The sequence below is a fragment of the Plebeiibacterium sediminum genome, assembly GCF_026013605.1.
Lineage (GTDB): Bacteria > Bacteroidota > Bacteroidia > Bacteroidales > Marinilabiliaceae > Saccharicrinis > Saccharicrinis sediminus.
This window is the reverse complement of sequence record NZ_JAPDPJ010000042.1, coordinates 1-25,305: the sequence shown is the minus strand read 5'-3', so window position 1 is coordinate 25,305 and position 25,305 is coordinate 1. Positions and strand designations below refer to the sequence as shown.

Genomic DNA, 25,305 nt, shown 5'->3' with positions numbered 1-25,305 from the left:
ATTATTCTAACTTTGTTTATAAATTAGATAAAAACAGAATTGATAAATGGCTTACGATATAAGATTGGAAGGGAAGAATTTAGTTAATGCTTTGTCGTTATTAGAAGATATTGCAAAAATACTGGATAAACTTAAGATTGATTATTGGTTAGAAGGTGGAACATTACTTGGGGTTAGAAGAGAGAATAGATTGCTTCCCTGGGATAATGATGTAGACTTATCTTTAATGGTATTAGATGGTGATAAAGAAAGGGAATTAATCTCGGCTCTTAAGAAATCTGGATTTAGGGTGCGATTAAGAAAGTATGAAACTGATTATGATTATTGTAAGAAAGACGACTCAAGATTAATTAAAATTAGAAAGTCTTATTTATTTGGTTTAATAAAGGGTGCCGTGTGTTTGGAAATTTTTGTGAAGTATAAAATTGGAGATAAGGCGTATTGGAAGATAGGTGATGTAGTAAAAAATGTGCCTTATAAGTTTTATGCTAAAACAAAAAAAATTGAGTTTAATAATTATGAGTATTCAGTACCGGAATTAACTGATGAATATTTAACTTACAGATATGGTGATTGGGAAACTCCTAAAGAAGACTATAACCCATTTAAGGATGATAATGCTTTAAAAAAATAACAGTTCTTTTGAACTGTTATTTTTTTGTCAAATTTAAAGTATCTTTTAAAATAGTGCTACTTACACTTTTAGTATAAGGAATGTAAATCATATCGCAGGTTACTTTAGGATAACGTCCTTTCCAATCATCCCCAACAGAAATTGCATCGATATTGTAATTATCAACAACCTCCTGTTTGTTTTTATTTACCTGAGGAATAACTTCATCTACATATTTAATAGATTCAATAATCTTAACTCTTTCTTCAAAAGGAATAACAGGCAGTCTTCCTTTTTCTTTCAATATTAGGTCATCAGTAGACACTCCAACTATAAGGTAGTTACATTGCTCTTTAGACTTTTGAAAAATATTAAGATGTCCGTAATGAAAAAGATCATAACAGCCAGAAGTGTATACTCGATTGTATTTTTTTCTCTTTCTGTGAGTAATTACAATTGAACCATCTTCTTTAATTTCCCATTTGTCATCTGAAGAAAAGTGATTTAATAACAATTCCAGATGTTCCAGGGTATTTTTATTAGGTTGTATGATGATTCTATCTTCCTCGTGTTGGAATGTACATAGGTTATTAAGTACTTTTAATATATCCATGTTTATTGTATTGGGTAAAGAAGATTAAATTATTCAACAGGCTCACAAAGCGTATTGATTAAATTCCTCTCATTTAAATATTTTGTGTAATCTCCGGTAAATTCAATTCTTGTTTCTATAGCTTGTGATAAATCACCATTTAAGCCGATGATTAGTTCACATACCTCACGGACGCCACCATTACCTCCTGTGTTTCCTGTTCGGTAGTCGCAACTCATGGTATCCACTAAAAACTGATTAAATAAAGGATTGGCATTTCTGTTTATTTGAAAACTAGCTCCGCATGATCTTGCCAACTCAACATCTAAAATATCATCAAATACAAAAGCAATCTCTTCTGGCTTTAGGTTATTTTCTCTGCAAATACGTTCTAAAGCTTTTACTTTAAACTTACATCTGTAAAATGCAGCATTCATATGTTCTCTGGTTGCCAAAAATTGTGCACTTTTATTTTCTTCACCAGTAACAATAAACGTGTGCGGTAAATATCCATTTCTAAGCCAAAAATCCAGTTTTAGCATATTTATACCCATAGCATCCGGCTCAGCAAAGCTACTACCTTCATCTCCAACTTTTGATCCATTGTTAAAAACACCATCCCAGTCAAAAATGAAAGCCTTTATTTTAGAAAGCTTTTCTTTTAAATGATTTTCGGGAGTGATAAAAATTCCTCCTATATTTTCAAATTGGTTTTGAATAGTCATTTATCTGTTTTGAATAAATTCGTTAGCCTTCTTTAAATCTTCAGGTGTGTCAATGCACATGGTTTCATCCATATCTGTTAAAACGCAGGTAACAGGAATCCCATTTTCGATCCATCTCAACTGTTCCAGAGATTCTGCTTTTTCAAGTGTTGATGGCTCTAATTGAACAATTTTATTTAGGGTATCAATTCTGTAGGCATAAATGCCAAGGTGACGATAGTAAGTATGGTTATTAAGCCATTCAGATTGCTCTACGTTTCTTAAATAAGGAATTGGCGAGCGACTAAAAAATATAGCTTCACTTTTATGGTTTAAAACAACTTTAGCTTCTCCCGGATTAAAAATATGGTCTTGTTCAGTTGCTTCCTGAATCAAAGTTGCAATCTGAGTTTCCGGATTATTAAAGCTCTTTTTAATATCCTCAAGAATTTCAGGATTAAAAAAAGGTTCATCTCCCTGAATATTAATAATTACATCAGAGTCTAATCCATATTTTTCTTTAATATTCTTTGCTGCTTCTGCACATCTGTCTGTACCACTGGTGTGATCCTCTCTTGTCATTACAGCTTTCCCTCCAAATGCTTCAACAGCATCCACAATCCTTTGGTCGTCAGTGGCAACAAATACATGCTCCAATCCTTTACTGCAGTTTTCAAATACCCACTGAACCATTGGTTTATCACCGATCATGGCTAGAGGTTTACCAGGTAGGCGTGAAGAACTATAACGACTAGGAATTATTCCAACAATATTCATGTTTCTGATTTTAGATAATAGACAAAAGATAAGAGACCGTATCTAATCTCTTATCTTTAAGTCTAATGTCTTATTTACATTCTTTTAAAAAGATCTTTAATTTCTTCTTTAGAAATTTTATTTCTCCAATCCGGACCAAATGCATTATTCCACATGTGTTCTAAAGCCCAGCTTACTTCAACCATTTGGTCGAATTGTGCTTCAGTACAACCTGCAGTTATATTTGCTGGAATTTCAACTCCTTGCATAGCTTGCATTTCCTTGAAAGTTTTGTAACCTTCAGGATAATACTTTTCGAGCTGGTTGAATACGATACAGTTTCCAACACCATGATGTGTTCCTAAAACAACAGCTAATCCATAAGATAGCGCATGACAAACGCCAACCTGACCATAAGTTGTACTGTTACCACCCATGATAGATGCAACCATCATTTTTTCGTCAGCTTCAAGTCTGTCTTTATATTTGTTCATGAAAACATCAACAGTGATGTCGTTTGATTTTTCAGCAAAAGCCTGTCCCATTGAATTAATCCAACTTCCATTCATAGATTCTACATTATGAATAAAGTTGTCCATTCCTGTAAAGAAACGGTCTTCATCAGGTACAGTAGCTAATAATTCAGGATCAAAAATAATTTCGTTAGGAATTGTATAATCACATTTAATACCTAATTTTTTCTCAGGTCCACTAAGAACAGCAGTCATTGAAACTTCAGCTCCAGTACCTGTTATTGTAGGAATACAGATCGTATAAATTCCTTCGTTTTTAATTAAGTCTAATCCCTGATAATCTTTTGAATCGCCTGGATTTGTAACCATTAAACCTGTTGCTTTGGCATAGTCCATGGCACATCCACCTCCCATACCTACCATTACGGCTGGTAATGTTTCCTGATAAGCTAAAATTTGATCGCGATATTTGTTTACCAAAACAGTTTTTGGCTCATCTGTAGAATCAATAAAAATCACTAAATCTTTATCTGATTTAGGAATTCGATTCAACGTTTCTTCTTTATCCTGAAAGTAATGATCAATCATAAAAACAGTCCAATCGCTTGTTGGAGTTTTTCTTCTGTCAATTAGTTCTCCTAAGTGATTGAATGTTCCTTTTCCAAAAGCGTAATGCCCTGGATTTACAAAACTTCTAAAATCGTATAGCATGGTAAAAATTTGAAAGTTAATAGTTGAATATTGAAAGTAAGTATTACAATTCAATGATCAACAAACGAAATAAATCACGAATTATCAGGTAGGATCTACCTAATTCGTGATTTATTTAAAATATTATTATCCTAACACCTTATCAAAAGCTTTGCAAATAGCATCTAATTGTTCAGGTGTACTAGTGATATTTATATTAACAGAAACCAGGCGACCAATAATATCATAAGATTTTGGAAGATCAAGGTTGTTATAATCTTGTGGCTTCTCTAAAAATTGCATTCCAACAGGACCCGCAACTTTACACTCTTTTAAGTGGTTCCAGTTTTTAATAAAGTGGTAATTGTTGTTGTACCAATAAGCAGCAGGAACACCTTCTTTACCTAATTCAGCACATGCTTTTTCTGCATCTTGTTGTGTTGGTAAAAAGAAGTTTAATACAGTAGCAGAATCTCCTGCTTCATCAGGAACATTACGGAATGTAACCTGAGGGAATTTCTTTAAGTAATCTTTTAATACTTTTTTATTAGCTCTTAATCTTTCCAGGATGTAATCAATCTTTCTGAATTGAGCTAATCCAACTGCAGCATTAAGTTCACCAATTCTGTAATTGGTTCCTAAAATAGGATGATCCTCTGCACCACGATTGTCGCCAATATGGCTGTGTCCGTGATCACTATATGTGTGAGCAGTAGTGTAAACACATTCATCGTTAGTAATGATAGCACCACCTTCTCCTGCAGTAATTAATTTAAAGAAGTCGAAAGAATAACATGCTACTTTACCAAAAGTACCTAACATTTTTCCTTTGTATGATCCACCAAGAGCTTGAGCTGTATCCTCAATTAAAATGATGTTGTGTTTGTTACATACTTCAACAATTTCGTCAATTTGAGCCATGGCACCAACCATGTGAATTAATACAACCGCTTTGGTTTTAGGAGTAATTGCTGCTTCAATAGATTTAGCTGAAAGACAAAGTGTTTCGTCAATTTCAGCAAATACAGGTACTGCGCCACAATTAATAACAGCCTCAACAGGAGCAATAAATGTAAATGGAGGAACAATTACTTCATCGCCAGCTCCAACACCTACAGAAGCTAAAGAAACACAGTCTGCAGCAGTTCCGCTTGATACCATGTGGCAATATTTTGCTCCATGATATTCTGCAAATTCCTTTTCAAATTGTTTGGCTTTCCAGATGCCTTTTCTTTGAGCATCGTGATTATATCTGAACAGAATTCCGGTTTCAAGAACCTCCATTACTTGTTCTTTTTCTTCTTTACCAAATAATTCAGTACCTGGCATAATTTTATTTTTTTAATTATTAAACAATTGTAGTGATGCCCAGGTAAACCCTTAGGCCTTTATAAGGTCTTAAATACTCAATTTCTATACCTAAACATGTATTTTTCTATACTTAATAGGTGAATAGTGTAATACATTTCATGATGTCAGTGTTGTATATTTAAGATCATTATGTAAACGCAACAGGGGCGATTAAAAAATCACCCCTTTATAATTTAGCTATCCACAAAAGGATAATGTATAAATCTGTTTTGAATTAAAGTATTTCAAGTTTTACTAAATCTTGAACATCAAGCATTCCTGCTGGTTTTCCGTTTGAAACAGCAATGATGTTGTCAATTTGTTTTTCTTTAAAAATACCTACAGCTGTATGAAGTTTTTCATCGATATCAATAGAAATTGGCATTTTCATATCAAGGTCAGCCATTGTCATTGTAAGGATTTTTTCTCCGTTAGTATTCATATGACGACGTAAATCACCATCAGTAAAAATACCTTTTAAATTACCTTCTGTATCAACAACAGAAACAGCACCTGTTCCGTATTTAGTCATTTCAACAGTAGCGTCAGTTACTTTAGCATCTAATCCAATAGTTGGGTTTTTGCTTCCGATTACTTCACCAACTTTTAATGTCATTTGGCGAGTATGGTTAACAAACTGTTGAGTTCCTATTTCTGTAAAGTTGTTATTGTTTAGGTTTTTCATGATATTCCAAGGAATAGTGATGTTTTGACAACCTATTTCAATAGCGTTCTTAACATGTTCAGGATGACGAACAGAAGAAAACATAATTTTAGTATCGTAATTGTATTTGTTTACCAAATTAACACAATCCTGAACTAATTTTAATGCATCGTATCCCTGGTCTTGCATACGACCAACTAACACACAAACATAAGTTGCTCCTGCAGCCATTGCCATATATGCTTGTTGTATGTTGTACACCAAGTGGATATTTACCATCATGTCTTCGTCGCGAAGCATTTTACAAGCTTTTGCAGCAATTAATGAAGCTGGAATTTTAAAAACAGTCTTCTTTTTGTCAAGTCCTAAACTTAATAACCTTTTAGCTTCAGCAACGATTTCTTCAGCAGTATCGCCTAAAGCTTCGATCATAAGTACAGGAACCATCTTAGAAAGTTTTACAATAGCTCCGTCAATGTCGGTAATTCCGTGTCTGTGCATAAAAGTTGGAGTGGTTGTTAAACCGTCAATAAATCCTAACTTAAATGCTTCTTCGATTTCATTAATGTCAGCAGAATCAAGATATAATTCCATGATAAAATATTTGTTTGGTGATATTAAAATTCAGTTCTTGTTTGTTTCTCGATATTGTGGATCTCAATTAAAGGCTTTAAGAATTCTTCTAATTCCTCTAATGGATACTGACTTGCAGCATCACAAAGAGCTTCGCAAGGTACAGGATGAGATTCAATAAAAATTCCATCAATTCCGGCAGCTACTCCTGCACGGGCAATTGGTCCTAAGTATTGACGAGTTCCTCCGTTTGGATCAGAACTTGGAATTCCGTATCGTCTGATACAATGTGTAATGTCAAAAACTACCGGATATCCGGTTTGTTGTAGTTCATAAAAACTTCGGGGATCAACAATAAGGTCGTTATAACCAAAAGTGTATCCGCGTTCAGTTACCATGATATTATGATTTCCAAAGTGTTCAATTTTTTGAACCGGTTTAATCATATTTTCAGGAGCTAAAAACTGACCATGTTTAATATTGATAGCCTTTTGTGTTTTAGCTGCTTCTGTAACTAAAGAGGTTTGCATACATAAATACGCTGGTATTTGAATAATATCTAACACCTCTGCTGCTGCCTTAACTTCTGAAGCCTGATGTACATCTGAAATTACAGGTACATCAAATGTGTTTTTTACTTTCTCAAGCATTTTTAAACCTTCTTCCAAACCAGGACCTGGATAAAAGTCAACAGAACTTCTATTGTCTTTGATGTAAGATGATTTAAAAATAAATGGAAGGTTTAAGTTTTCGGCTATCTGCTTTAGTTTCTCAGCAGTTTTCATCATTATAGACTCACTTTCTACTACACAGGGACCTGCGATTAGAAAAAGTTTGTCTTTGCCAAATTCTTGTTGGCCTACTTTGATATTCTTCATGCGTTGTATTTGCCTTTTTATTCTCAACGAAATTAAACAGGATATTTGAAATAAATACCATGAAATGTCATGTATTTCGCACCCTTTTTATTTTAATAATGGAACCTCATTTATCTAAACTTGTGTTTACAAGTTGAAGTTACAAAAGATTAGACAAACGAATGTTGATATACACGTAGAACCATTATTGCAAAATTGTCGGCTAAAATAGTAAATAGTTAGCACATAATAGAAAAAGAGTGTTTATAATGTTTATAAAGTTTGTTGAGATATTAAAAATACGACTTAAAATGAGTTTTATCAAGAAGGTAATTAGATTAAATTATAATGCGCTTTTATCTACATTTGCACAGAAATTATAAAAGAAACGAATGTTGAGTTTGGATCCATATAAAATTGATTTACCAGTTGTTGCTATTTTCGATGAGGTAAAAGCGGTGTTGAAGGAGGAAAATACCTTGATTGTTAATGCTCCGGCGGGTGCCGGAAAAAGTACATTGTTGCCTTTGGTTTTAATGAATGAGGATTGGTTGCAAGGCAAGAAAATTATTATGCTGGAACCCCGACGATTAGCCGCTAAAACAATTGCTTTACGAATGGCGCAGTTGTTAAACGAAAAGGTAGGAGAGTCAGTAGGTTACCGAATTCGTTTTGATAATTGTGTTTCGGATAAAACTAAAATTGAAGTTGTTACAGAAGGTATTCTTACCAGGATGCTTCAAAGCGATAATGCCATTGAAAATGTTGGGTTGGTAATTTTTGATGAGTTTCATGAGCGAAGTTTATTTGCCGATGTGGCTTTGGCTTTAGCAAGAGAATCTCAGCAGGTTTTACGTCCTGATTTAAGGTTGATGGTGATGTCTGCCACTTTGAATTTACCTGTGTTGTCATCATTATTAAAATCAAGAGTTGTTCAGAGCGAAGGACGACAGTATCCTGTTGAAATAAAATATGACGGCGATACAGATCTGATGATGTTGCCAGAGTTGAGTGCTCGTTTGGTTAAAAAGATTATTCAAAATGAAGATGGCGATGTATTGGTGTTTTTACCCGGTGAAGGAGAAATAAAAAAGTGCGAAACCATATTAAAGCGTACTTTGAAAGGTGTTTTAGTTTATCCGCTGTATGGACAATTGCCTCCTTCGAAACAAATGGCTGCTATAATGCCCAATAGGGAAGGAAAGCGAAAAGTGGTTTTGGCAACCTCTATTGCGGAAACAAGTTTAACCATTGAAGGAATAAAGGTTGTGGTGGATTGTGGATTGTCGCGAACGATGCGATTTAATCCGTCTACAGCATTATCAAAGCTTGAAACGGTAGAGATTACTAAAGATGCGGCAGATCAAAGAGCTGGTAGGGCAGGTAGATTATCGCCTGGCGTATGTTATAGAATGTGGACAAAGGCAACACATTCAAGATTGAGAGAACATCGGACTCCGGAAATTATTGAAGCCGATCTGGCATCTTTAGTATTAGATTTAGCTGTTTGGGGAATTTCTAATCCTAATAATTTAATTTGGTTAACTCCACCTCCTAAAGGAGCAATTGCGCAAGCCACAGACTTGTTACATCAGCTGGAAGCATTGGAAGATGGACGAATTACAAGTCATGGAAAAGCAATCAATCAGTTGCCATGCCATCCTCGTATTGCTCATATGTTAATAATGGCGCAAGAAGAAGGGTTGACTGAATTGGCCACTGATATTGCAGCTATTCTGGAAGAGCGAGATCCCTTGGGTAAAGAGGCTGGTATTGATATTAATTTACGAATTGAAGCTTTAAGAAAGAGTAGAAAAGGATTAATTGGAAATAAAATATTAAGCAGAATAGAAAAAGTTGCCGGGCAATATCGTAAAATGTTGAATGTGGAGATTGATAATAGTAATGTTGATCCATACGAAACAGGCTTATTGTTGGTTTATGCTTATCCGGAACGAATTGCACATGCAAAACCAGGTAATAATGCTCAGTTTAAAATGGCTAATGGAGCTATTACGGCAGCGGGTCATAAAGATGATTTGGCTCATGAGGCATGGCTGGCTGTGGCTCATGTTAATATGCGGGATTCTGTTGGTAAAATATTTACTGCATCGGCTTTAAACCCCAGAGATTTAGCTCCAATGGTAAAAGAAAAAGATCAGGTGGAATGGGATACAAAACGAGGTGGTTTTTCAGCGGTTCGTAATTTGTGTGTCGGACATATTATTCTGCAATCAAAACCATTGCAGTATTATGATGAAGCGTTGAAGATAAAAGCTATTTCAAGTGCCGTAAGTAAAGAAGGTGAAAATTTACTGAATTGGGATAAAGAAGTTATTCAATGGCAAAATAGAGTATTGAGTTTGCGGAAATGGAATACGGATGAGGATTGGCCTGATGTTAGTACTTCTGCTTTGTTGGAGAGTAATGAAGAATGGTTAAGTCCGTACTTTAATTCAGTAAAAAAGCCAGAGGACTTAAAAAAGATTAATCTGAAAGAGGTGTTGCAACATCATCTGAGTTTTGAAAAGCAACAATTGCTTGAAGAGTTGGCTCCGGAAAAAATTGAAGTTCCAACGGGTTCAAAAATTAAGATTCAATATCATGCAAATGGTGAAGTTCCTGTTTTGCCTGTTAGGTTGCAAGAAATATTTGGTTGGCAGGATACTCCAACTGTTAATAAAGGGAAGGTTAGCTTGTTGATGCATCTTCTTTCGCCGGGTTTTAAACCTGTGCAAATTACTGGTGATTTACGAAGTTTTTGGAGTAATGCATATTTTGAGGTGAAGAAAGAGCTTAAAGCCAGGTATCCAAAACATAAATGGCCTGATGATCCATTAAATGAAAAACCAAATAGAAAATAATAGTGTTGCAGTCATAAATGATTCATTTAATATAAATTAGGAGATGGCTACTGCTTCTGTCATCTCCTCTTCTATGGACCTAACATTATTGGGGAGTTTTTATAAACTCTAATTATTACATCGGCCATTCGGAACTCACAAATTAATTTAATCATCCTCTCGGGTGATATTTTTGATAATCAAATTTACATGTTTATTTCAGATTTCTTTTGTTTTTAAAGCAATGCTACTGCCCGGTTGTAGTAGTTTGGTAATAGATGTTTGGAATGAATTGCTCGATGAACGAACCGGTATTTCGTATATTGATGTGTTGTAATATAAGTGCTTAAATGTTAGTTACTATATGGATTTCTGAGGTGTTAATGTATTTTTATCTTTGTGAACTAATAGAAGATTTGAGTTGTTGGTCTATTAAGTTTTGAAAGATATTTTATGGCATTAATAAAAAATGTAAATACAAAAGTTCTTCCTGTAATCACGGTAATGTTGGCTGGTTTGGTTACGCTATCTCCGTTTGCAATTGATTCCTATTTGGCTGCAATGCCTGTTATGTCCGAATTTTTTGGTGTATCCATAAGTATTGTTGAGTTAACAATTACTGCATATTTCCTGGGTTTCGCTATTGGTAATTTTATTGGAGGTCCATTGTCAGATTCTTTTGGCAGAAAGCCTGTTGCATTAACAGGAGTAACTTTGTATGCCCTTGCGTCTATTATTATTCCTTATTGCAGTAATGTAGAAGAGATAATTGCATTAAGAGTTTTACAGGCGTTTGGAGGTGGTTTTGCAACAGTAACTGCCAATGTTTTTATCAGGGATTGGTTTTCCGGGAAGCAAGTAGCAAAATTACTGACCATAGTTAGTATGATGATGATGTTGGCACCGCTGTTTGCTCCGGTTATTGGTAAGTTTTTAATTGATTGGAAAGGTTGGCAGGGGGTTTTTTACTTTCTATTTGTATTTGCAGTTTTACTTTTTGTGGCTTTTTTAATTCTTATTCCGGAATCAAGGGATAAAAAGATGATCACAAGAAAGCTTTCTGTAGAACAGTTGTTTGGAAAGTATAAAGTGTTCTTTTCTCATAAGCCATCAGTACTTACATTGTTCGCCGTGAGTTTTTCTATGTCGGGAATGTATATTTTTCTTACAGCAGCTTCGTTTATCTATATTAAGTATTTCGAAATTAGTGTAGCTCAATTCCCAATTGTATTTGGTGCAAATGTGGTGTTAAATATTTTATTGTCTTTATTGAATACGCAATTGCTTAAGAAATATAAGCCCATGTATATTTTAAGGGTGGGTTTGTTGTTGCAATTATTTGCTGGTATTCTGCTTTTGATTACAGTGATGATGGGTAACCCATCGTTTGTTATGGTATTTATTGGTATTGTTATATTCATAGGTAGTTTAGGGTTGATATTTGGAAATGGAAGTGCAGTGATATTGAATCATAATCCCAATGTTGCAGGTTCAGCAAATGCTACGATAGGAATTATGCGTTTTATCTTGTCGTTTATAATAGGTAGTTTAATTGCGCTTTTTCATACGGATGATTTAATTCCTATTGGTGTTGGTATGTTTTTATGTACTGCGATAGGCAATTTATTATACGTAATAGTAATGAAACAATATAAAAAGCAGGAATTAAAAGCTTAGCATAAGGATAGCACATAAAGAAGGGAGCTGAAACTTAATGTATCAACTCCCTTCTTTATTATTCGTCAATTTTATCCTCTTCTTCTTTATTAATCTGGGTGTCTTTGTCCCAGTGTGCTTTATTCATTAACTGATTAAAGTTGTAGGTCCTGAACATAACCATTAGGTAGGCAATCATGCCAGTCCAACCGGTTTGATGGCTTGCTCCAATTCCGGCACCATTGTCTCCATGAAAATACTCGTAAAATAAGAGGTTGTTTTCCCAATTAGGATCTTCCTGAAATTCTTTATACCATCCATAAACTGGTCGGTAGTTATTCTCATCTTTTAAGAATATTTTTTCCAGTCTTTTGATAATTTCAAGGGCAACCTCAATTAAAGTCATCATGTTTCCTGATCCTGTGGGGCATTCAATTTTAAAATCATCACCATAAAAAGCATATTGCTGATAGAGCGAACGAATAATAACCGTATTGGCCGGGAACCAAATAGGACCTCTCCAGTTTGAGTTGCCACCAAACATAAGACTGTCCGATTCTCCAGGAATGTATTTTACCGTAAACTCTTCTTCGTTCCATTTAAAAACATAAGGATTTTCTTCGTGGTACTTTGAAAGTGAACGAATGCCGTAGGGACTAAGAAATTCATTTTCATCGAGCATTATTTTTAAAACAGCCCTTAGTTTTTCTTCGTTTAAAATACCCAGCAACCTGCGTTTGTTTTTACCAACAATCATAGGACTTGCAATTGTTTTCGACAATCGCTTCGTTCTTGTAACCATATATTGGTATGTTTTGGCAAAGCCAGGAAGTAGTTTCAAATGTTCGGGTTCAAGAACTGTTACGGCACACATGGGTAATAATCCAACCAAAGAACGAACTTTAAGTCGGGTCGCACTTCCATCAGGGAATCTTAATACATCGTAAAAGAACTGATCTTCTTCATCCCACATTTCATCTTCGTTCTCACCAATTTTATCCATAGCAGACGCTATCTCAAGAAAGTGGTTATAGTAATCAACCGCTTTATCTTTATACTCAGAATATCCTTGAGTAATTAATTCTAAGCATATCTCAAGCATATTTTGTGCGTAAAGTGCCATCCATGCATTACCGTCAGATTGCTCAATATGACCTCCTGTAGGTAATGAATGACTCCTGTCGAACACACCAATGTTATCTAATCCTAAAAATCCAGCTTGAAATGCATTTTTTGAAGTTGGGTCTTTGTGATTGATCCACCATTGGAAATTTCTGTCTAATCCGTCAAAGCAAGTTTTTAAAAACTCTTTATCTGTTACATTAAGCATTTGCTTCAGGTTTTTGTAAAGAGTTATAACAGCATAAGCATGTACGGGAGGATTAACATCGTTAAAACTCCATTCGTAGGCAGGAATCTGGCCGTTGGGATGTTGATATCTTTTGCCAAGAAAAAGAGTTAACTGATCCTTGGCAAAACATGGATCCACCATGGTTAATGGAATAGTATGGAATGCTAAATCCCACACCGCATACCACGGATATTCCCACTTGTCGGGCATGCTAATAATATGCTTGTTTTTTAAGTGTTCCCAATCGTGATTTCTAAGGGAGCTTCTTGGTCCGCCCTTGTATTCGTTAAGCCATTCCGAAATATCTAATTCATAATATTGTTTACTCCAAAGCATTCCGGCTAAAGCTTGCCTGATAACTCTTTTTTCATCTTCCTTGCAATGAGGTGGATATATATCGTTGTAAAATTCATCAGCCTCTGTTTTTTTTATCTCAAGGTTTTTCTCAAAGGATGAAAAGTCATGTTTTGGTTTGTTAGTGGCTTTAAGCGATAGTCTTAATTCAACTTTGCCTCCTGCAGGGATGCATACATCAAACATAGCGCCCGCTTTTGTGCCCTGATGTTCCGGATTTATAACTTCACTTTTGTGATTTACTATAAACTCGTTAAAAGCATCTTTTACATAGGGTGTATGATTGGGTATATTATGGATGCGTTGATGGTTAGTTTCGTTGTTAGTAAATAACCACAAAGGAGAAAGTTCAGAACTAAGCACGTAATCTCCTAATGAATCAGAAGTAGCAATTACAGAATTATCATCTAATAATCTGATGATGGGTTCTGTAGTGTTGTAATTCCACCATGTGTTTCTAAACCAAAATGTTGGTAAAAGAACAACACTTGTATCTTCATTGGATCTGTTATGAGCCGTTATCTTTATAAGGATGTTATTGATATCTTTTTTTGCGTATTCAACAAAAACATCCAGATAATTATTGTTTTTAAATGCTTCGGTATCTAATAATTCGTATTCAAAGTCGTTTTTTGAACGAGCTGCATTTGTTTCAACGAGATCAAGATAAGGGTATTCGTTTAAAGGATACTTATACAAATATTTCATGTATGAGTGCGTAGGAGTAGAGTCAAGGTAAAAATAGTATTCCTTAACGTCCTCTCCATGATTCCCCTTAGGACCTGATAGTCCAAATAATCGTTCCTTTAAAATTTTATCCTTTTTGTTCCAAAGAGATAAGGCAAAACATAAGTGTTGTTTGTCGTCACTAATTCCTGCAATTCCATCTTCCCCGTAGCGATATGCCCTTGATCTGGATTGGTCATGGGTAAAAGAAAGCCAAGGATTTTCATTTGATCCATCATCTTCTCTTACTGTGCCCCATTGTCTTTCACTTAAGTAAGGCCCCCATTTTTTCCATTCTATATGTTGAGTTGAACAATCTTCTAAACGCTTTCTTTCCCTATTCATGTTGATATTGTTAGTATTGTTCTTGTACTATCGAAAAATACAATAATAATTTATAAAGAGTTGCGATATCTTTATTATTAACACTTTTTAGGGTTAGATTGAGTTGTGGTTTATTTGCGTTTTTGTCCTCTTGTTTTAGGCTTTTTGTATTTAGCTGCAAGTTCTCTGCGGTATGATCCTCCCAGATTAACCTTTTTGTTTTTTTCTTTCTTTTCATGAAAAGCAGCACCTTGGGTCGCTTTGATCTTAGGCGTTTTGATTAAGGTCTTGCCTGCGATTTCAGGAGCTTCGCTGTCGATTTGAAGTTCTGATATCTCCACATCTTTAGGAAGATCTTCAATGTCAACTTTAACGCCCATTAACTTCTCAATTTTATGCCACATTTCTGTTTCCTGTTCTGTAATAAATGCAATGGCATTACCTTCTGCTTCAGCTCTACCTGTTCTACCAATACGGTGGATGTAGGCTTCAGCTTCTTCCGGTAAATCAAAATTAATAACGTGAGTAACATTTGAAATATCAAGTCCTCGGGCAATTAAGTCTGTGGCTATCAGTATTCTTAAGTTTCCTTCAGTGAATTCGTTTACCATTCTAAACCTGAAATTCTGAGATTTATTAGAGTGAATAACACCTACTTCTTCTTCAAATATTTCTTCCAGATTGTTGTATAGAATATCTGCCACAGCTCTGCTTTTTACAAACAGTAAAACTTTATCCATACCATGATTAATATCTAAGAGGTAGAGAAGCAGGTTGATTTTGGTATAGAAGTTTGGGGCCTTGTAGCCTGATTGAAAAATTTTATCAACAGGTTTTCCGGCAGGAGCAACCTCTACTTTAATTGGATTGTAGAAAAAGTGCTTAATCAGTTCTTCTACATCAAAATTTAAAGTAGCAGAAAACATCAGGTTTTGTCTTTTTTCCGGTAGTAAGTCAATAATTCTTTCTAATTGAGGCTTAAAACCCAGATTTAGCATTTCGTCAACTTCATCGATAACCAGCTTTTGAATAGATTTTAACCTAAGTGTTCCTGTAAGAGTTAAATCAATCAGTCTTCCGGGAGTTGCCACCAATACATCTAACCCATCATATACTGTTTGCTTCTGAGTGTTTATGTTAGTGCCTCCGTATACGCCTGCAATTCTTACATTCATATATTCAGTAAGCTTTGTAAATTCACCAGCTACCTGCTCAACAAGTTCTCTTGTTGGAACCAGTACTAATACCCGTGGATGTTTTTGTTTACTGAATTTTAAATTTCGTAAGAGTGGTAATATGTATGAAATGGTTTTCCCTGTACCGGTTTGTGCAATACCAACAACATCACGTCCCGACATAGCTACGGGATATACTTCCTCCTGTATTGGGGTTGTATCTGTAAGCCCCATATCGGTGATGGCATTTAGTAATGGCGTATTTAAATTAAGATCCGAGAACTTCAAAATAGTATGTTTTAATTGTTTGGGGCAAAGATAAGAGGATATTTGCAAATCGTCCAATAAATAAAAAGCAGTCTGAAAATATCTTGTAAAAAAAAATATCTTCAGACTGCTCAATTAATGTGTGTGGTAAATAAATCTTCTCTATAGAGTAGGTTTATATATTTTTAATTTGTTCTATAATATTTATAGTTTTAATGGTTTCATTTCCAAAATTGAGGTCTATGTTGCCAATGTTTTCAATGCCATTTAATACTTCTTCTTTTAAGGCTTTATCTTTTGAGGCTATTGAAATTAAACATTCATACATGGCTTCTTTGGCCCAGTTGTTCGAAAATTGTATTTCCTGTTTGATTTTTTGCAAGAAGGCCTTGAAAAATAAGTCACTTTTTGAATCATCATTTTTAGCAAGGAAATTCAGAATCATAAAACCGGTACGTTTAACATACTCGTCAGGAGACTGGATCCATAAATACATAATGTCTTGTCCAAAACGTGTTTGTGCCACCAAATTTGCCAGATGATCAGCAATTAAGTAATAATTAATTACTGAAACCCATTTGTTTGCCAGGTTTCTTGTTGTTTTCTGGGGATCAGCGATCATACATGCTAATATTCTGGCGTCAACATTTCGTGTTTTCCAAAGATCTAATGCAAGCTGATGGTTCGTTGTTTCATTTGGCTTAGCTGAAAGTATTTCCGTTTTTATTCGGTTAATTTCGTTAATGCTAACGCCAAATAGCTCGCCTTTAGCACCTTGGCTTTTGTATGTTTTTACATTCTCAGAGGTGCCACAATTCTTAAGCTCAGTATAAATATTTTCAAAATTCATACCTGTAAAAATAATAAAAAATAAAATTTGTAAAAAATTTATCTTTTGTTTTTAAAGAAGTTTTTGACAATATCTGAACACTCTAGCTCTAAAATACCCTTTTTTATTATTGTTTTGGGGTGTATGATGGGGGGTGTGTGTCGTAAAAAACCTCTTTTATCGTCGGAAGCCCCAAAGGTAATATTTCCTATTTGAGACCAGCTTAGCGCTCCTGCGCACATCGTACAAGGCTCCAATGTTACATATAGAGTACATTCATTTAAATATTTTCCACCAAGAAATTCAGCAGCAGCTGTTATGGCAAGCATTTCCGCATGAGCTGTAACGTCGTTTAATGTTTCGGTAAGATTATGTGCTCTGGAAATGATTTGTTTGTTGCAGACAACCACAGCGCCTACCGGTATTTCATCTTTTTGAAATGCGATTTGGGCCTCGTTAAGTGCTTGTCGCATAAAATATTCGTCTGAGAAATTGATTTTAGTCATCTTTTGATTTTATATTTTATAAATAGGGGTGATTTATTTAATTTCTTTATATTTTCGCATGTTAAAACAATCAGTAGTTTGGTTTTCGAAATTAAGTAAAGAATTTCAGCTGGTTTTCAAAAATAATTATTGAGTAATAAATAACAATTATAATGTACAGAACGCATACTTGTGGTGAGCTTAGGCTTGAAGATGTAAATAAAGAAGTAACCCTTAGTGGTTGGGTTCAAAAAGTTCGTAACCTTGGAGGAATGACTTTTATTGATCTAAGGGACAGATATGGAATTACGCAATTGGTTCTTGATGTGGAGTCGAGAAAAGATTTAAGTGACGAAGCTCGTAAGTTAGGAAGAGAATATGTAATTCAGGTTGTAGGAAAAGTTGCTGAGCGTAGTAATAAAAATGGAAAAATTCCAACTGGTGAAATTGAAATTCTTGTTGATAAATTTGTATTGCTTAATCCTTCTGAATTACCTCCATTTACCATTGAAGATGAAACCGATGGTGGTGATGAGTTAAGAATGAAATACAGATATCTTGATTTACGTCGTAGTCCTGTTCGTAGTAACCTTGAGTTACGCCATAAGTTAGGTTTTGAAGTTCGTAATTATTTGAATCAGCAAAATTTTATTGAAACAGAAACTCCTGTTTTAATGAAATCAACTCCAGAAGGAGCTCGTGACTTTATTGTTCCTTCGAGATTAAATCCAGGACAATTTTATGCTTTACCACAATCTCCGCAGTTGTTTAAGCAATTGTTGATGGTTGCGGGTTTTGACAGATACTTTCAAATTGTAAAGTGTTTTAGAGATGAGGATTTAAGAGCTGACCGTCAGCCTGAGTTTACTCAAATAGACTGTGAAATGTCTTTTGTAGATCAGCAAGATGTATTGGGTACATTTGAGGGAATGACAAAGCACTTATTTAAAGTGATTAAAAATCTGGATATCGATTACGATTTTCCACAAATGCCATATTCAGAGGCAATGAAATATTATGGTTCAGATAAACCAGATATTCGTTTTGAAATGAAGTTTGTTGAAATGAATGAGTTGGTTTCTGGCTGTGGATTTAAGGTTTTTGAAGATGCTGAATATATAGGTGGTATTTGTGCCAGCGGATGTGCTTCTTATTCAAGAAAGGATTTGGATAAATTAACTGACTTTGTAAAAAAACCTCAGATCGGAGCGCAAGGTTTGGTTTATGTAAAGTATAATACTGATGGAACATTTAAGTCTTCAGTAGATAAATTCTTTGGTGAGGAAGAATTAACGAAGTGGGTTGAAGCTTTTGATGCTAAGCCTGGAGATTTATTATTGATTTTAGCCGGAGCAAAAGCAAAAACTCAAAATGCACTTTGTGAGTTACGTTTAGAAATGGGATCGCGTTTAGGTTTACGTGATAAAAATAAATTTGCTCCTTTATGGGTTGTTGATTTTCCATTACTTGAGTGGGATGAGGAGTCTGGTCGTTATCATGCAATGCATCATCCATTTACTTCTCCTAAAAAAGAAGATATAGACTTATTGGAATCAAAACCAGGTGAGGTTCGTGCTAATGCCTATGATTTGGTAATTAATGGCGTTGAAATAGGTGGTGGATCTATAAGAATTCATGATGATGAGTTACAGCACAAGATGTTCCAATTACTTGGATTTAGTGAAGAAGAGGCTGAAAATCAATTTGGATTTTTAATGAATGCATTTAAATACGGTGCTCCTCCACATGGTGGTGTAGCTTTTGGGTTTGATCGTTTGGTTTCATTATTTGCCGGACTGGACTCAATTAGAGATGTTATCGCATTCCCTAAAAATAACTCGGGAAGAGATGTGATGAATGATGCTCCTTCTCAAGTTGCAACTTCACAATTAGATGAATTAAATATTCTATTGAAGAAGATAGAAAAATAAGAAAAGTATATTTTAGTAAAAAGGGCGATTCCATTTTTTGGAATCGCCCTTTTTTGTCTGTTATTCAGAGTATTGTTATCCTTTAAAAAAGTTTTTTACCGGGTTGGCATACATCTCCATTAATGAATCTTTGATAAACTTCGCATCTGTGTTTAAACGAGAGATATGTTCGTCAATATATTCATTAAAAGTATTTAAATCCTCTTTTGTGTATTTATCGGCAAATTTATTGCTGTTATTAATGATGTCTGCTGCAATAAAGTTTCCGGGCCATAATTTATAATTATTATGTATTTGCTCATCAATAATTTCAGCCAGTTTGTTAATTTGTTCATTCTTATCAAATGAATTTAAGGTATTTAGTTCTCCATTCAGAGGAGTTCCGGCTTTGAAATTAACACGTCCTTTACGCCCTTTAATTCCTGCTCCCATATGTTTTAAATCATCTTCCTGAGTTTTTTTGTATTCAGGATTTTGTTTTTTAAGTAAAAACTCATGAGCTTTTAAATAATCACAAGGGTCGTATTCATATGAAATTGATAACGGTACAATTTGTAATTCCTTAAAATTATCAGCAAAGGTTTTATCACCACTTAAATTAAGCATTTTTAGTAAGCTGGATTGGGTTCTGTCATCGCCATCCTTTGATCTGCCTTCCCTTTGAGCAATCCAAACACTTGAGTTTCGTTGAGTAAGATTGTATCTGATATACTCAGAAAGTAATTTGGAACTCTGTAACATTTGTCGCGCTGGTAAATTTCGTTTTACCATAAACGATTTGTTCAGTTTTACCAATTTGGTAATCCAAGGGTAAATTAAAAGGTTATCACCTATAGCTATTTCGCATGTGTCGTGCCCATGATCATGTAATAATATGTTCAAAAAGGCAGAGTCTAATACAATATCTCTGTGATTTGAGATGAATATATAGCTTTTATTTGGATCTAAATTTTCAAATCCTTCAGCAGTAACTCCTTGAGTTGTGTTTTTTATTACTTGTTGTATATAAGGATATATAACTTCTATTTGAAACTCGTTAATAGATTGTAGTGATAGTAATTTTTTATTGAAAGCCTCAATAGGAATTTGAGGGAATAGAAAATTTAGCAATTTTTTAAAAGATTCTTCATTCATCAACTGCTCAAAAACTTCAGTCATCTCGTTATCACGATAAGGTCGAATAGAATCAAAATATTGGTCTGTTACCATTTTTTGCTTTTAATAGTTTGGCGCAAAATTATCACAATCATTTGATATAAGAAATTCTTTTCCGGCTATAATGGTTTTTGAGGTCGAATTTTATCGGTTAAAGGTTAATGTGTATGAAGAAGTTTATTATTTGCACAAATTCCAAAAAATGGAATAAATTCCAAAATTCAGCAAAAATTCATAGTATTAAAAATGTAATATATTGATAATCAATGTGTGTTTAAAAATGGCACGAGCTTTGGTATTTATAAATCGAAACACAAACACACATAGTTATGATTAAGATTAAAACTTACCAAAATACAATATTGGTGTCATTTGAACAGGATACTTATTTAAACTCAAAAGATACTAATTTATTTAAAGAAGAACTTATAAATGTTCTAACTCATCCATACTCTAATGTTATGGTTGATTTTGGACGAGTTAATGAAATAAATTCTGATACGATAGAAGCTTTAATCGCTGGACAAAGATTATCAGAAATGAATCAAGGACAAGTCAGTTTATTTAATGTAGGAGAAAATGTTTTTAAGAAATTTAAATTAGCCAATGTAGATCATTTGTTTTTCTTCTGCGATATACCTAAACCATTTTCAAAAGAATTGTTAATAGCCTAAAGATAGTGTTGTGTTGAATAAAGCCGGAAGTTGACTTTTTGTCCCCACATAAGCAACTTCCGGTAATTTCACCAGAAACATATTTATTGTTAAATATTTAGTTTAACAGATATAAAAACAAAAAACTATATTAGTCAAATGCTAGAAAAAACTAATTTAGCGGAAAATTAAGAGTGTTGTGTTGATTGATGCCGGGAGTTGTGTAATTTGTCCCCACAAATATAACTCTCGGTGTTTTTTCAAATTTAAGATATTTAAAATTGTGTTGTGTTGATTGATACCGGGAAATAACGAATCTTAGGATTTGTTTACCCGGTATTTTTCTTTTGTACCTATCTTAAAAAAATGAGATAGAGGTATACGGTCTTCTGTAATAAATATTAGATTTGGGCTAACTATTTTACAAAATAGTACGTATCTTTTATCATTCATTTTTAAACACACATAATAACACGCTATCATGACTAAAATATTAGTTCCTATTGATTTTTCTGAAAATTCGCTAAATGCATTGGAATTTGGTATTCAGATTGCCAATAAACTGAATGCAGAACTGAAAATACTTCATGTTAAGACTAAAAAAATAGCTTACAGATATTCAAAAACAGAATCAGAACTAATTTTGAGTGATAATGTAGCAGAGTGGTTACATGAGATTGTAGAGAAAAATAAAGAAAAATATACAGTGCCCGGTGGCCGTTTTGATTATAAAGTTAGAGAAGGAAATATCATTAAAGAAGTTACCAATCAGGCAAAATATGATGACACAACATTAATTGTAATTGGTACTCATGGAGCATCGGGTTTTGAAGATAAATGGATTGGTAGTAATGCTTATCGTTTGGTGCATAGTGCTACTGTTCCTGTTTTAACAATTCGTCCGGAAAGAAAATGGAGAAGCATTAATAATATTGTATTGCCTATTAGTATTAACAGATCTAGCAGGCAAAAAGTACCTGCAGTTGTTGGGCTGGCTAAATTATTTAATGCTAAAATTTATGTAGTAGGAATTAAAGAGCCTGGCTATAGTTTGTTGCGCAGCAGAGTTTCTGGTTTTGTAAAACAAACCGTAAGATTTATAAATAAGAATACGGAATTAAGAGTTGAATCAATTGTTTTAAGTGGAAAGTCAAAGGCTGAATTATTATTGGAGTATATTGATAAAGTGGATGCGGATGTTATTGCAACTAATATTTTACAAACAGCAAATCCATTTGAAAACCTTATTAAACCATTTGCAAATCAGTTAATCAATGAGTCAAGATGTCCGGTTCTGGCTGTTCCAACAAAAGAATCTTTATATTTGCAATCTAAATATTAAAATCAAAAGATGATTAGAGTATTATATATTGTAGTATTGGTATTTGTGTGTTGCATGAGCAATGCTCAGAATAAATCCGGACAAGATTTTTTTGAAAAGATAGGATCGAGTCAAGAAAGCGAAGGTTCACTGCAGGTTATTCAATCTCCTGAAATATCAGATTTAGTAGGAATTCATTTAGACATGAATAATAGAGCTGGTGGGATTGATGGATTTCGAATTCAACTATATCTTGGATCTAATAATAATGCAAAAAAAGAGGCCAGTGAGGTAAAAGCAAAGGTTCTGTCTTTGTTTCAGGATGAGAAAATATATGTAATGTATGAGGCTCCTTTTTGGAGAGTTCAGGTTGGGGATTTCAGAAGTAAAAGCGAATCGCTTGAACTGTATAGAAAATTAAAGAAAGAATTTCCAAGTTGCTATCCTGTGCCTGTTGATAATATTCAATTAACAAGTTTAGATAATAATAACGTCTCCAATTAGGGGGCGTTTTTTATTTTAACCCTTTTTACGTCTTCGGAAGTTGGGTAACCCAAAAAAATAAAATAAATTTGCGCTTTCTTAAAAATAGTTAGTCTCTTAAAATATGAGCGAGCAGATTAAGCATGAATGTGGTTTTGTGTTGATTAGATTACGCAAACCTTTAGAGTATTACAAGGAGAAGTATGGTTCGTGGCGTTACGGACTTAATAAACTCTATTTGTTAATGGAAAAGCAACACAACCGCGGGCAGGATGGAGCAGGAGTTGTGAGCTTAAAAATTGATCAGCATTCAGGATCAAGGTACCTTTCTCGTTCCAGATCAAATCAAGCAAATCCAATTCAGGATGTGTTTAACGACATTGATATTCGCTTAAATAAAGTTGAAGGAGCAACACCTGAATTAATGAAGGATCCGGTTTGGGCAAAAGAAAATCTGCCCTTCTGTGGTGAGCTTTATTTGGGGCATTTAAGATATGGAACTTTTGGAAAGCATAGTATTGACTATGTGCACCCGGTTATGAGAGAAAATAACTGGCGCTCCAGAAACCTTGTGTTGGCAGGTAATTTTAACCTTACCAATGTTGATGAGATTTTTAGAAACCTTGAGGATTTAGGACAGCATCCTAAAGACTTTACTGATACTGTAACGATTCTTGAAAATATTGGACATTTTCTTGATGAGGAAAATCAAATGTTATTCCGACAGTATAAAAATGAAGGATTTTCCAACCGAGATATTTCTCATCAGATAGAAGATAACCTCGATGTTAGAAAAATTTTGGAACGTTCGAGTAGAAGATGGGATGGTGGTTATGTTATTTCTGGAATGTTTGGTCATGGAGATGCTTTTGTAGCAAGAGATCCATGGGGTATTCGTCCTGCATCTTATTATATTGATGATGAAATTGTAGTTGTAGCTTCAGAAAGAGCTGTGATACAAACTGCAATGAATGTAGGAATCAGAGAAGTTCAGGAATTACGTCCGGGATATGCTTTGGTGATTAAGAAAAATGGAGAAGTAAAAGAAGAAGAAGTGCGTGTACCGCAAGAAAGACGTTCTTGTTCTTTTGAAAGAATTTACTTTTCAAGAGGTAGTGATAAATATATTTACCAGGAAAGAAAAGAGTTAGGACGTTTGTTAGCTCCGATTCTTTTAGAAAAGGTGGATTATAATATAGAACAAACAGTATTTTCTTATATACCTAATACTGCAGAAACAGCCTTTTATGGTATGGTTGATGGTGTTCGTAAATTAGTAAATGAGCGAAAAATTGACCAAATTCTGGGAGAAGGTAAGGAGATAACAAGAGAAAAACTTTCTGAAATAATTCATGTTCAACCTCGTGTTGAAAAGATGGCTATTAAGGATGTTAAGATGCGTACTTTTATTGCAGATGATGAAAGTAGGGATGATTTAGTAGCCCATGTATATGACGTAACTTATGGTATTGTTAAAAATCAGGAAGATACTTTGGTTGTTATCGATGACTCTATTGTAAGGGGTACAACACTTAAGAAAAGTATTCTGCGAATTTTAGATAGACTTCATCCGAAGAAAATTATTATTGTTTCTTCAGCACCACAGATTCGTTATCCTGATTGTTATGGTATAGATATGGCCAAACTTGGTGATTTCTGTGCATTTCAGGCAGCAATAGCATTATTGAAGGAAAGAGGTATGCAATCTGTTATTGATGATGTTTATAAAAAATGTAAGGAACAACAGAATCTTCCAAAAGAAGAGATTGTAAACTACGTTAGAGAAATTTATAAGCCATTTACAGTAGAAGAGGTTTCTGATAAAATTGCAGAAATGTTGACTCCAAAGAATATTGATGCAGAAGTTGAGGTGGTTTATCAAACGATAGAAAATCTTCATGTTGCATGTCCTAATGATAATGGAGACTGGTATTTTACAGGAAAATATCCTACAGCAGGCGGAAATAAAGTAGTGAATACTTCTTTTATAAATTTTGTTGAAGGAAGAAATACAAGAGCGTACTAGTAAAGTTTAAGAATATTGTTATTGCGGCAGTTTCAGATGAGACTGCCGTTTTTATTTTCTGGCATTTAATATTCTTTCTGCAGTATTTAAATAACTGTATGTATCTGTAGGATGATGGTTTATGTAATTCCTGCTGCGCTTGTGCCCCAATCTGACTATGATGGCATTATCTTCTGGAATAATAAAGATGTACTGTCCTAAAATACCTCGTGCGTATGGTACTTGTTTGCCATTATAATTCATAATCCACCATTGGTAGCCATAAAAATCTACGGCTTTATGTGTTTTGCTGTCTGTTAAATAATGGGCCGGGGTTATGGATTTTTTAATATAGTCGGCAGGTATAATTTGTTTACTATTAACCTCAGTTCGATTCTTAAATCGCAGTATATCAATGAAATAATCGAAAATAAAATCATGTAATATTTTGAAATAAAAATGGATTTTGCTAATT

20 protein-coding genes and 1 pseudogene are annotated in these 25,305 nt (G+C 34.2%); 8 read left to right on the top strand and 13 right to left on the bottom strand.

The window, feature by feature from the left end; all coding sequences use genetic code 11:
* The first annotated feature begins 46 nt into the window (after positions 1-46).
* Positions 47-634 carry a LicD family protein gene (locus OM075_RS16175; RefSeq protein ID WP_301191577.1) on the top strand — a complete coding sequence of 196 codons (588 nt, stop codon included), beginning with the start codon at positions 47-49 and terminating at the stop codon, positions 632-634.
* A gap of 16 nt (positions 635-650) precedes the next feature.
* Here OM075_RS16175 and OM075_RS16170 read toward each other — a convergent pair whose 3' ends face one another.
* The 7 genes from OM075_RS16170 to kdsA all read right to left on the bottom strand — a co-directional run bounded on the left by OM075_RS16170 (position 651) and on the right by kdsA (position 7,293).
* On the bottom strand, positions 651-1,226 hold the full coding sequence (locus OM075_RS16170) for an FAD synthase family protein (RefSeq protein WP_301191576.1): 576 nt from the start codon (positions 1,224-1,226) through the stop codon (positions 651-653).
* A gap of 29 nt (positions 1,227-1,255) precedes the next feature.
* Positions 1,256-1,930, bottom strand: a complete 675-nt coding sequence (locus tag OM075_RS16165; RefSeq protein ID WP_301191575.1) for a hypothetical protein — start codon at positions 1,928-1,930, stop codon at positions 1,256-1,258.
* Positions 1,931-2,686 carry a 3-deoxy-manno-octulosonate cytidylyltransferase gene (gene kdsB / locus OM075_RS16160; RefSeq protein WP_301191574.1) on the bottom strand — a complete coding sequence of 252 codons (756 nt, stop codon included), beginning with the start codon at positions 2,684-2,686 and terminating at the stop codon, positions 1,931-1,933.
* A gap of 74 nt (positions 2,687-2,760) precedes the next feature.
* A complete protein-coding gene (locus OM075_RS16155) occupies positions 2,761-3,849 on the bottom strand; it encodes an iron-containing alcohol dehydrogenase family protein (RefSeq protein WP_301191573.1) in 1,089 nt (362 codons plus the stop codon).
* Between the two features lie 126 nt (positions 3,850-3,975).
* Positions 3,976-5,157 (bottom strand): DegT/DnrJ/EryC1/StrS family aminotransferase, encoded by a 1,182-nt coding sequence (locus OM075_RS16150; RefSeq protein ID WP_301191572.1) that lies wholly within the window; start codon positions 5,155-5,157, stop codon positions 3,976-3,978.
* A 256-nt stretch (positions 5,158-5,413) separates the two neighbouring features.
* On the bottom strand, positions 5,414-6,436 hold the full coding sequence (locus OM075_RS16145) for a transaldolase family protein (protein WP_301191571.1): 1,023 nt from the start codon (positions 6,434-6,436) through the stop codon (positions 5,414-5,416).
* Between the two features lie 23 nt (positions 6,437-6,459).
* Positions 6,460-7,293 carry a 3-deoxy-8-phosphooctulonate synthase gene (gene kdsA / locus OM075_RS16140; RefSeq protein ID WP_301191570.1) on the bottom strand — a complete coding sequence of 278 codons (834 nt, stop codon included), beginning with the start codon at positions 7,291-7,293 and terminating at the stop codon, positions 6,460-6,462.
* A 371-nt stretch (positions 7,294-7,664) separates the two neighbouring features.
* On the opposite strand from kdsA, the gene hrpB reads away from it, so the two are divergent.
* Positions 7,665-10,136, top strand: coding sequence for an ATP-dependent helicase HrpB (gene hrpB, locus OM075_RS16135; protein ID WP_301191569.1), 2,472 nt, complete (start codon positions 7,665-7,667; stop codon positions 10,134-10,136).
* A gap of 432 nt (positions 10,137-10,568) precedes the next feature.
* On the top strand, positions 10,569-11,792 hold the full coding sequence (locus tag OM075_RS16130) for a multidrug effflux MFS transporter (RefSeq protein WP_301191568.1): 1,224 nt from the start codon (positions 10,569-10,571) through the stop codon (positions 11,790-11,792).
* Positions 11,793-11,850: 58 nt separating this feature from the next.
* Here OM075_RS16130 and OM075_RS16125 read toward each other — a convergent pair whose 3' ends face one another.
* From OM075_RS16125 to OM075_RS16110, 4 genes are all read right to left on the bottom strand, one after another.
* Entirely contained in the window at positions 11,851-14,547 is a 2,697-nt protein-coding gene (locus OM075_RS16125) for an MGH1-like glycoside hydrolase domain-containing protein (protein ID WP_301191567.1), read from the bottom strand.
* A 110-nt stretch (positions 14,548-14,657) separates the two neighbouring features.
* Positions 14,658-15,989 carry a DEAD/DEAH box helicase gene (locus OM075_RS16120; RefSeq protein ID WP_301191566.1) on the bottom strand — a complete coding sequence of 444 codons (1,332 nt, stop codon included), beginning with the start codon at positions 15,987-15,989 and terminating at the stop codon, positions 14,658-14,660.
* 154 nt (positions 15,990-16,143) lie between these two features.
* Positions 16,144-16,818: a DNA alkylation repair protein gene (locus OM075_RS16115; protein WP_301191565.1), complete on the bottom strand. Its 675-nt coding sequence runs from the start codon at positions 16,816-16,818 to the stop codon at positions 16,144-16,146.
* Between the two features lie 38 nt (positions 16,819-16,856).
* Positions 16,857-17,303: a nucleoside deaminase gene (locus OM075_RS16110; RefSeq protein ID WP_301191564.1), complete on the bottom strand. Its 447-nt coding sequence runs from the start codon at positions 17,301-17,303 to the stop codon at positions 16,857-16,859.
* A gap of 152 nt (positions 17,304-17,455) precedes the next feature.
* Between OM075_RS16110 and aspS the strand changes: the two genes are divergently transcribed.
* A complete protein-coding gene (gene aspS, locus OM075_RS16105) occupies positions 17,456-19,213 on the top strand; it encodes an aspartate--tRNA ligase (RefSeq protein ID WP_301191563.1) in 1,758 nt (585 codons plus the stop codon).
* A gap of 75 nt (positions 19,214-19,288) precedes the next feature.
* Here the strand turns inward: aspS and OM075_RS16100 are convergent, their stop codons facing one another.
* Complete coding sequence (locus tag OM075_RS16100) at positions 19,289-20,422, bottom strand: 1-acyl-sn-glycerol-3-phosphate acyltransferase (RefSeq protein WP_301191562.1); 1,134 nt, start codon at positions 20,420-20,422, stop codon at positions 19,289-19,291.
* 275 nt (positions 20,423-20,697) lie between these two features.
* Between OM075_RS16100 and OM075_RS16095 the strand changes: the two genes are divergently transcribed.
* The 4 genes from OM075_RS16095 (at position 20,698) to OM075_RS16080 (ending at position 24,851) form a co-directional block, all read left to right on the top strand.
* Positions 20,698-21,042 (top strand): STAS domain-containing protein, encoded by a 345-nt coding sequence (locus tag OM075_RS16095; protein ID WP_301191561.1) that lies wholly within the window; start codon positions 20,698-20,700, stop codon positions 21,040-21,042.
* 460 nt (positions 21,043-21,502) lie between these two features.
* Positions 21,503-22,363 carry a universal stress protein gene (locus tag OM075_RS16090; protein WP_301191560.1) on the top strand — a complete coding sequence of 287 codons (861 nt, stop codon included), beginning with the start codon at positions 21,503-21,505 and terminating at the stop codon, positions 22,361-22,363.
* Positions 22,364-22,372: 9 nt separating this feature from the next.
* Positions 22,373-22,846 (top strand): SPOR domain-containing protein, encoded by a 474-nt coding sequence (locus OM075_RS16085; protein ID WP_301191559.1) that lies wholly within the window; start codon positions 22,373-22,375, stop codon positions 22,844-22,846.
* 103 nt (positions 22,847-22,949) lie between these two features.
* A complete protein-coding gene (locus OM075_RS16080) occupies positions 22,950-24,851 on the top strand; it encodes an amidophosphoribosyltransferase (RefSeq protein WP_301191558.1) in 1,902 nt (633 codons plus the stop codon).
* Between the two features lie 51 nt (positions 24,852-24,902).
* On the opposite strand, the pseudogene OM075_RS16075 reads toward OM075_RS16080, so the two are convergent.
* A pseudogene (locus tag OM075_RS16075) lies at positions 24,903-25,305 on the bottom strand (hypothetical protein); the annotation flags it as partial.

What these genes read in the sequence shown, in the direction of transcription:
- kdsB (WP_301191574.1), bottom strand. Translation starts at nt 2,686, where the DNA reads ATGAATATTGTTGGAATAATTCCTAGTCGTTATAGTTCTTCACGCCTA.
- OM075_RS16165 (WP_301191575.1), bottom strand. Translation starts at nt 1,930, where the DNA reads ATGACTATTCAAAACCAATTTGAAAATATAGGAGGAATTTTTATCACT.
- OM075_RS16085 (WP_301191559.1), top strand. Translation starts at nt 22,373, where the DNA reads ATGATTAGAGTATTATATATTGTAGTATTGGTATTTGTGTGTTGCATG.
- OM075_RS16170 (WP_301191576.1), bottom strand. Translation starts at nt 1,226, where the DNA reads ATGGATATATTAAAAGTACTTAATAACCTATGTACATTCCAACACGAG.
- OM075_RS16155 (WP_301191573.1), bottom strand. Translation starts at nt 3,849, where the DNA reads ATGCTATACGATTTTAGAAGTTTTGTAAATCCAGGGCATTACGCTTTT.
- OM075_RS16175 (WP_301191577.1), top strand. Translation starts at nt 47, where the DNA reads ATGGCTTACGATATAAGATTGGAAGGGAAGAATTTAGTTAATGCTTTG.
- OM075_RS16080 (WP_301191558.1), top strand. Translation starts at nt 22,950, where the DNA reads ATGAGCGAGCAGATTAAGCATGAATGTGGTTTTGTGTTGATTAGATTA.
- OM075_RS16130 (WP_301191568.1), top strand. Translation starts at nt 10,569, where the DNA reads ATGGCATTAATAAAAAATGTAAATACAAAAGTTCTTCCTGTAATCACG.
- OM075_RS16125 (WP_301191567.1), bottom strand. Translation starts at nt 14,547, where the DNA reads ATGAATAGGGAAAGAAAGCGTTTAGAAGATTGTTCAACTCAACATATA.
- OM075_RS16150 (WP_301191572.1), bottom strand. Translation starts at nt 5,157, where the DNA reads ATGCCAGGTACTGAATTATTTGGTAAAGAAGAAAAAGAACAAGTAATG.
- hrpB (WP_301191569.1), top strand. Translation starts at nt 7,665, where the DNA reads ATGTTGAGTTTGGATCCATATAAAATTGATTTACCAGTTGTTGCTATT.
- OM075_RS16090 (WP_301191560.1), top strand. Translation starts at nt 21,503, where the DNA reads ATGACTAAAATATTAGTTCCTATTGATTTTTCTGAAAATTCGCTAAAT.
- aspS (WP_301191563.1), top strand. Translation starts at nt 17,456, where the DNA reads ATGTACAGAACGCATACTTGTGGTGAGCTTAGGCTTGAAGATGTAAAT.
- OM075_RS16115 (WP_301191565.1), bottom strand. Translation starts at nt 16,818, where the DNA reads ATGAATTTTGAAAATATTTATACTGAGCTTAAGAATTGTGGCACCTCT.
- OM075_RS16095 (WP_301191561.1), top strand. Translation starts at nt 20,698, where the DNA reads ATGATTAAGATTAAAACTTACCAAAATACAATATTGGTGTCATTTGAA.
- OM075_RS16100 (WP_301191562.1), bottom strand. Translation starts at nt 20,422, where the DNA reads ATGGTAACAGACCAATATTTTGATTCTATTCGACCTTATCGTGATAAC.
- kdsA (WP_301191570.1), bottom strand. Translation starts at nt 7,293, where the DNA reads ATGAAGAATATCAAAGTAGGCCAACAAGAATTTGGCAAAGACAAACTT.
- OM075_RS16145 (WP_301191571.1), bottom strand. Translation starts at nt 6,436, where the DNA reads ATGGAATTATATCTTGATTCTGCTGACATTAATGAAATCGAAGAAGCA.
- OM075_RS16110 (WP_301191564.1), bottom strand. Translation starts at nt 17,303, where the DNA reads ATGACTAAAATCAATTTCTCAGACGAATATTTTATGCGACAAGCACTT.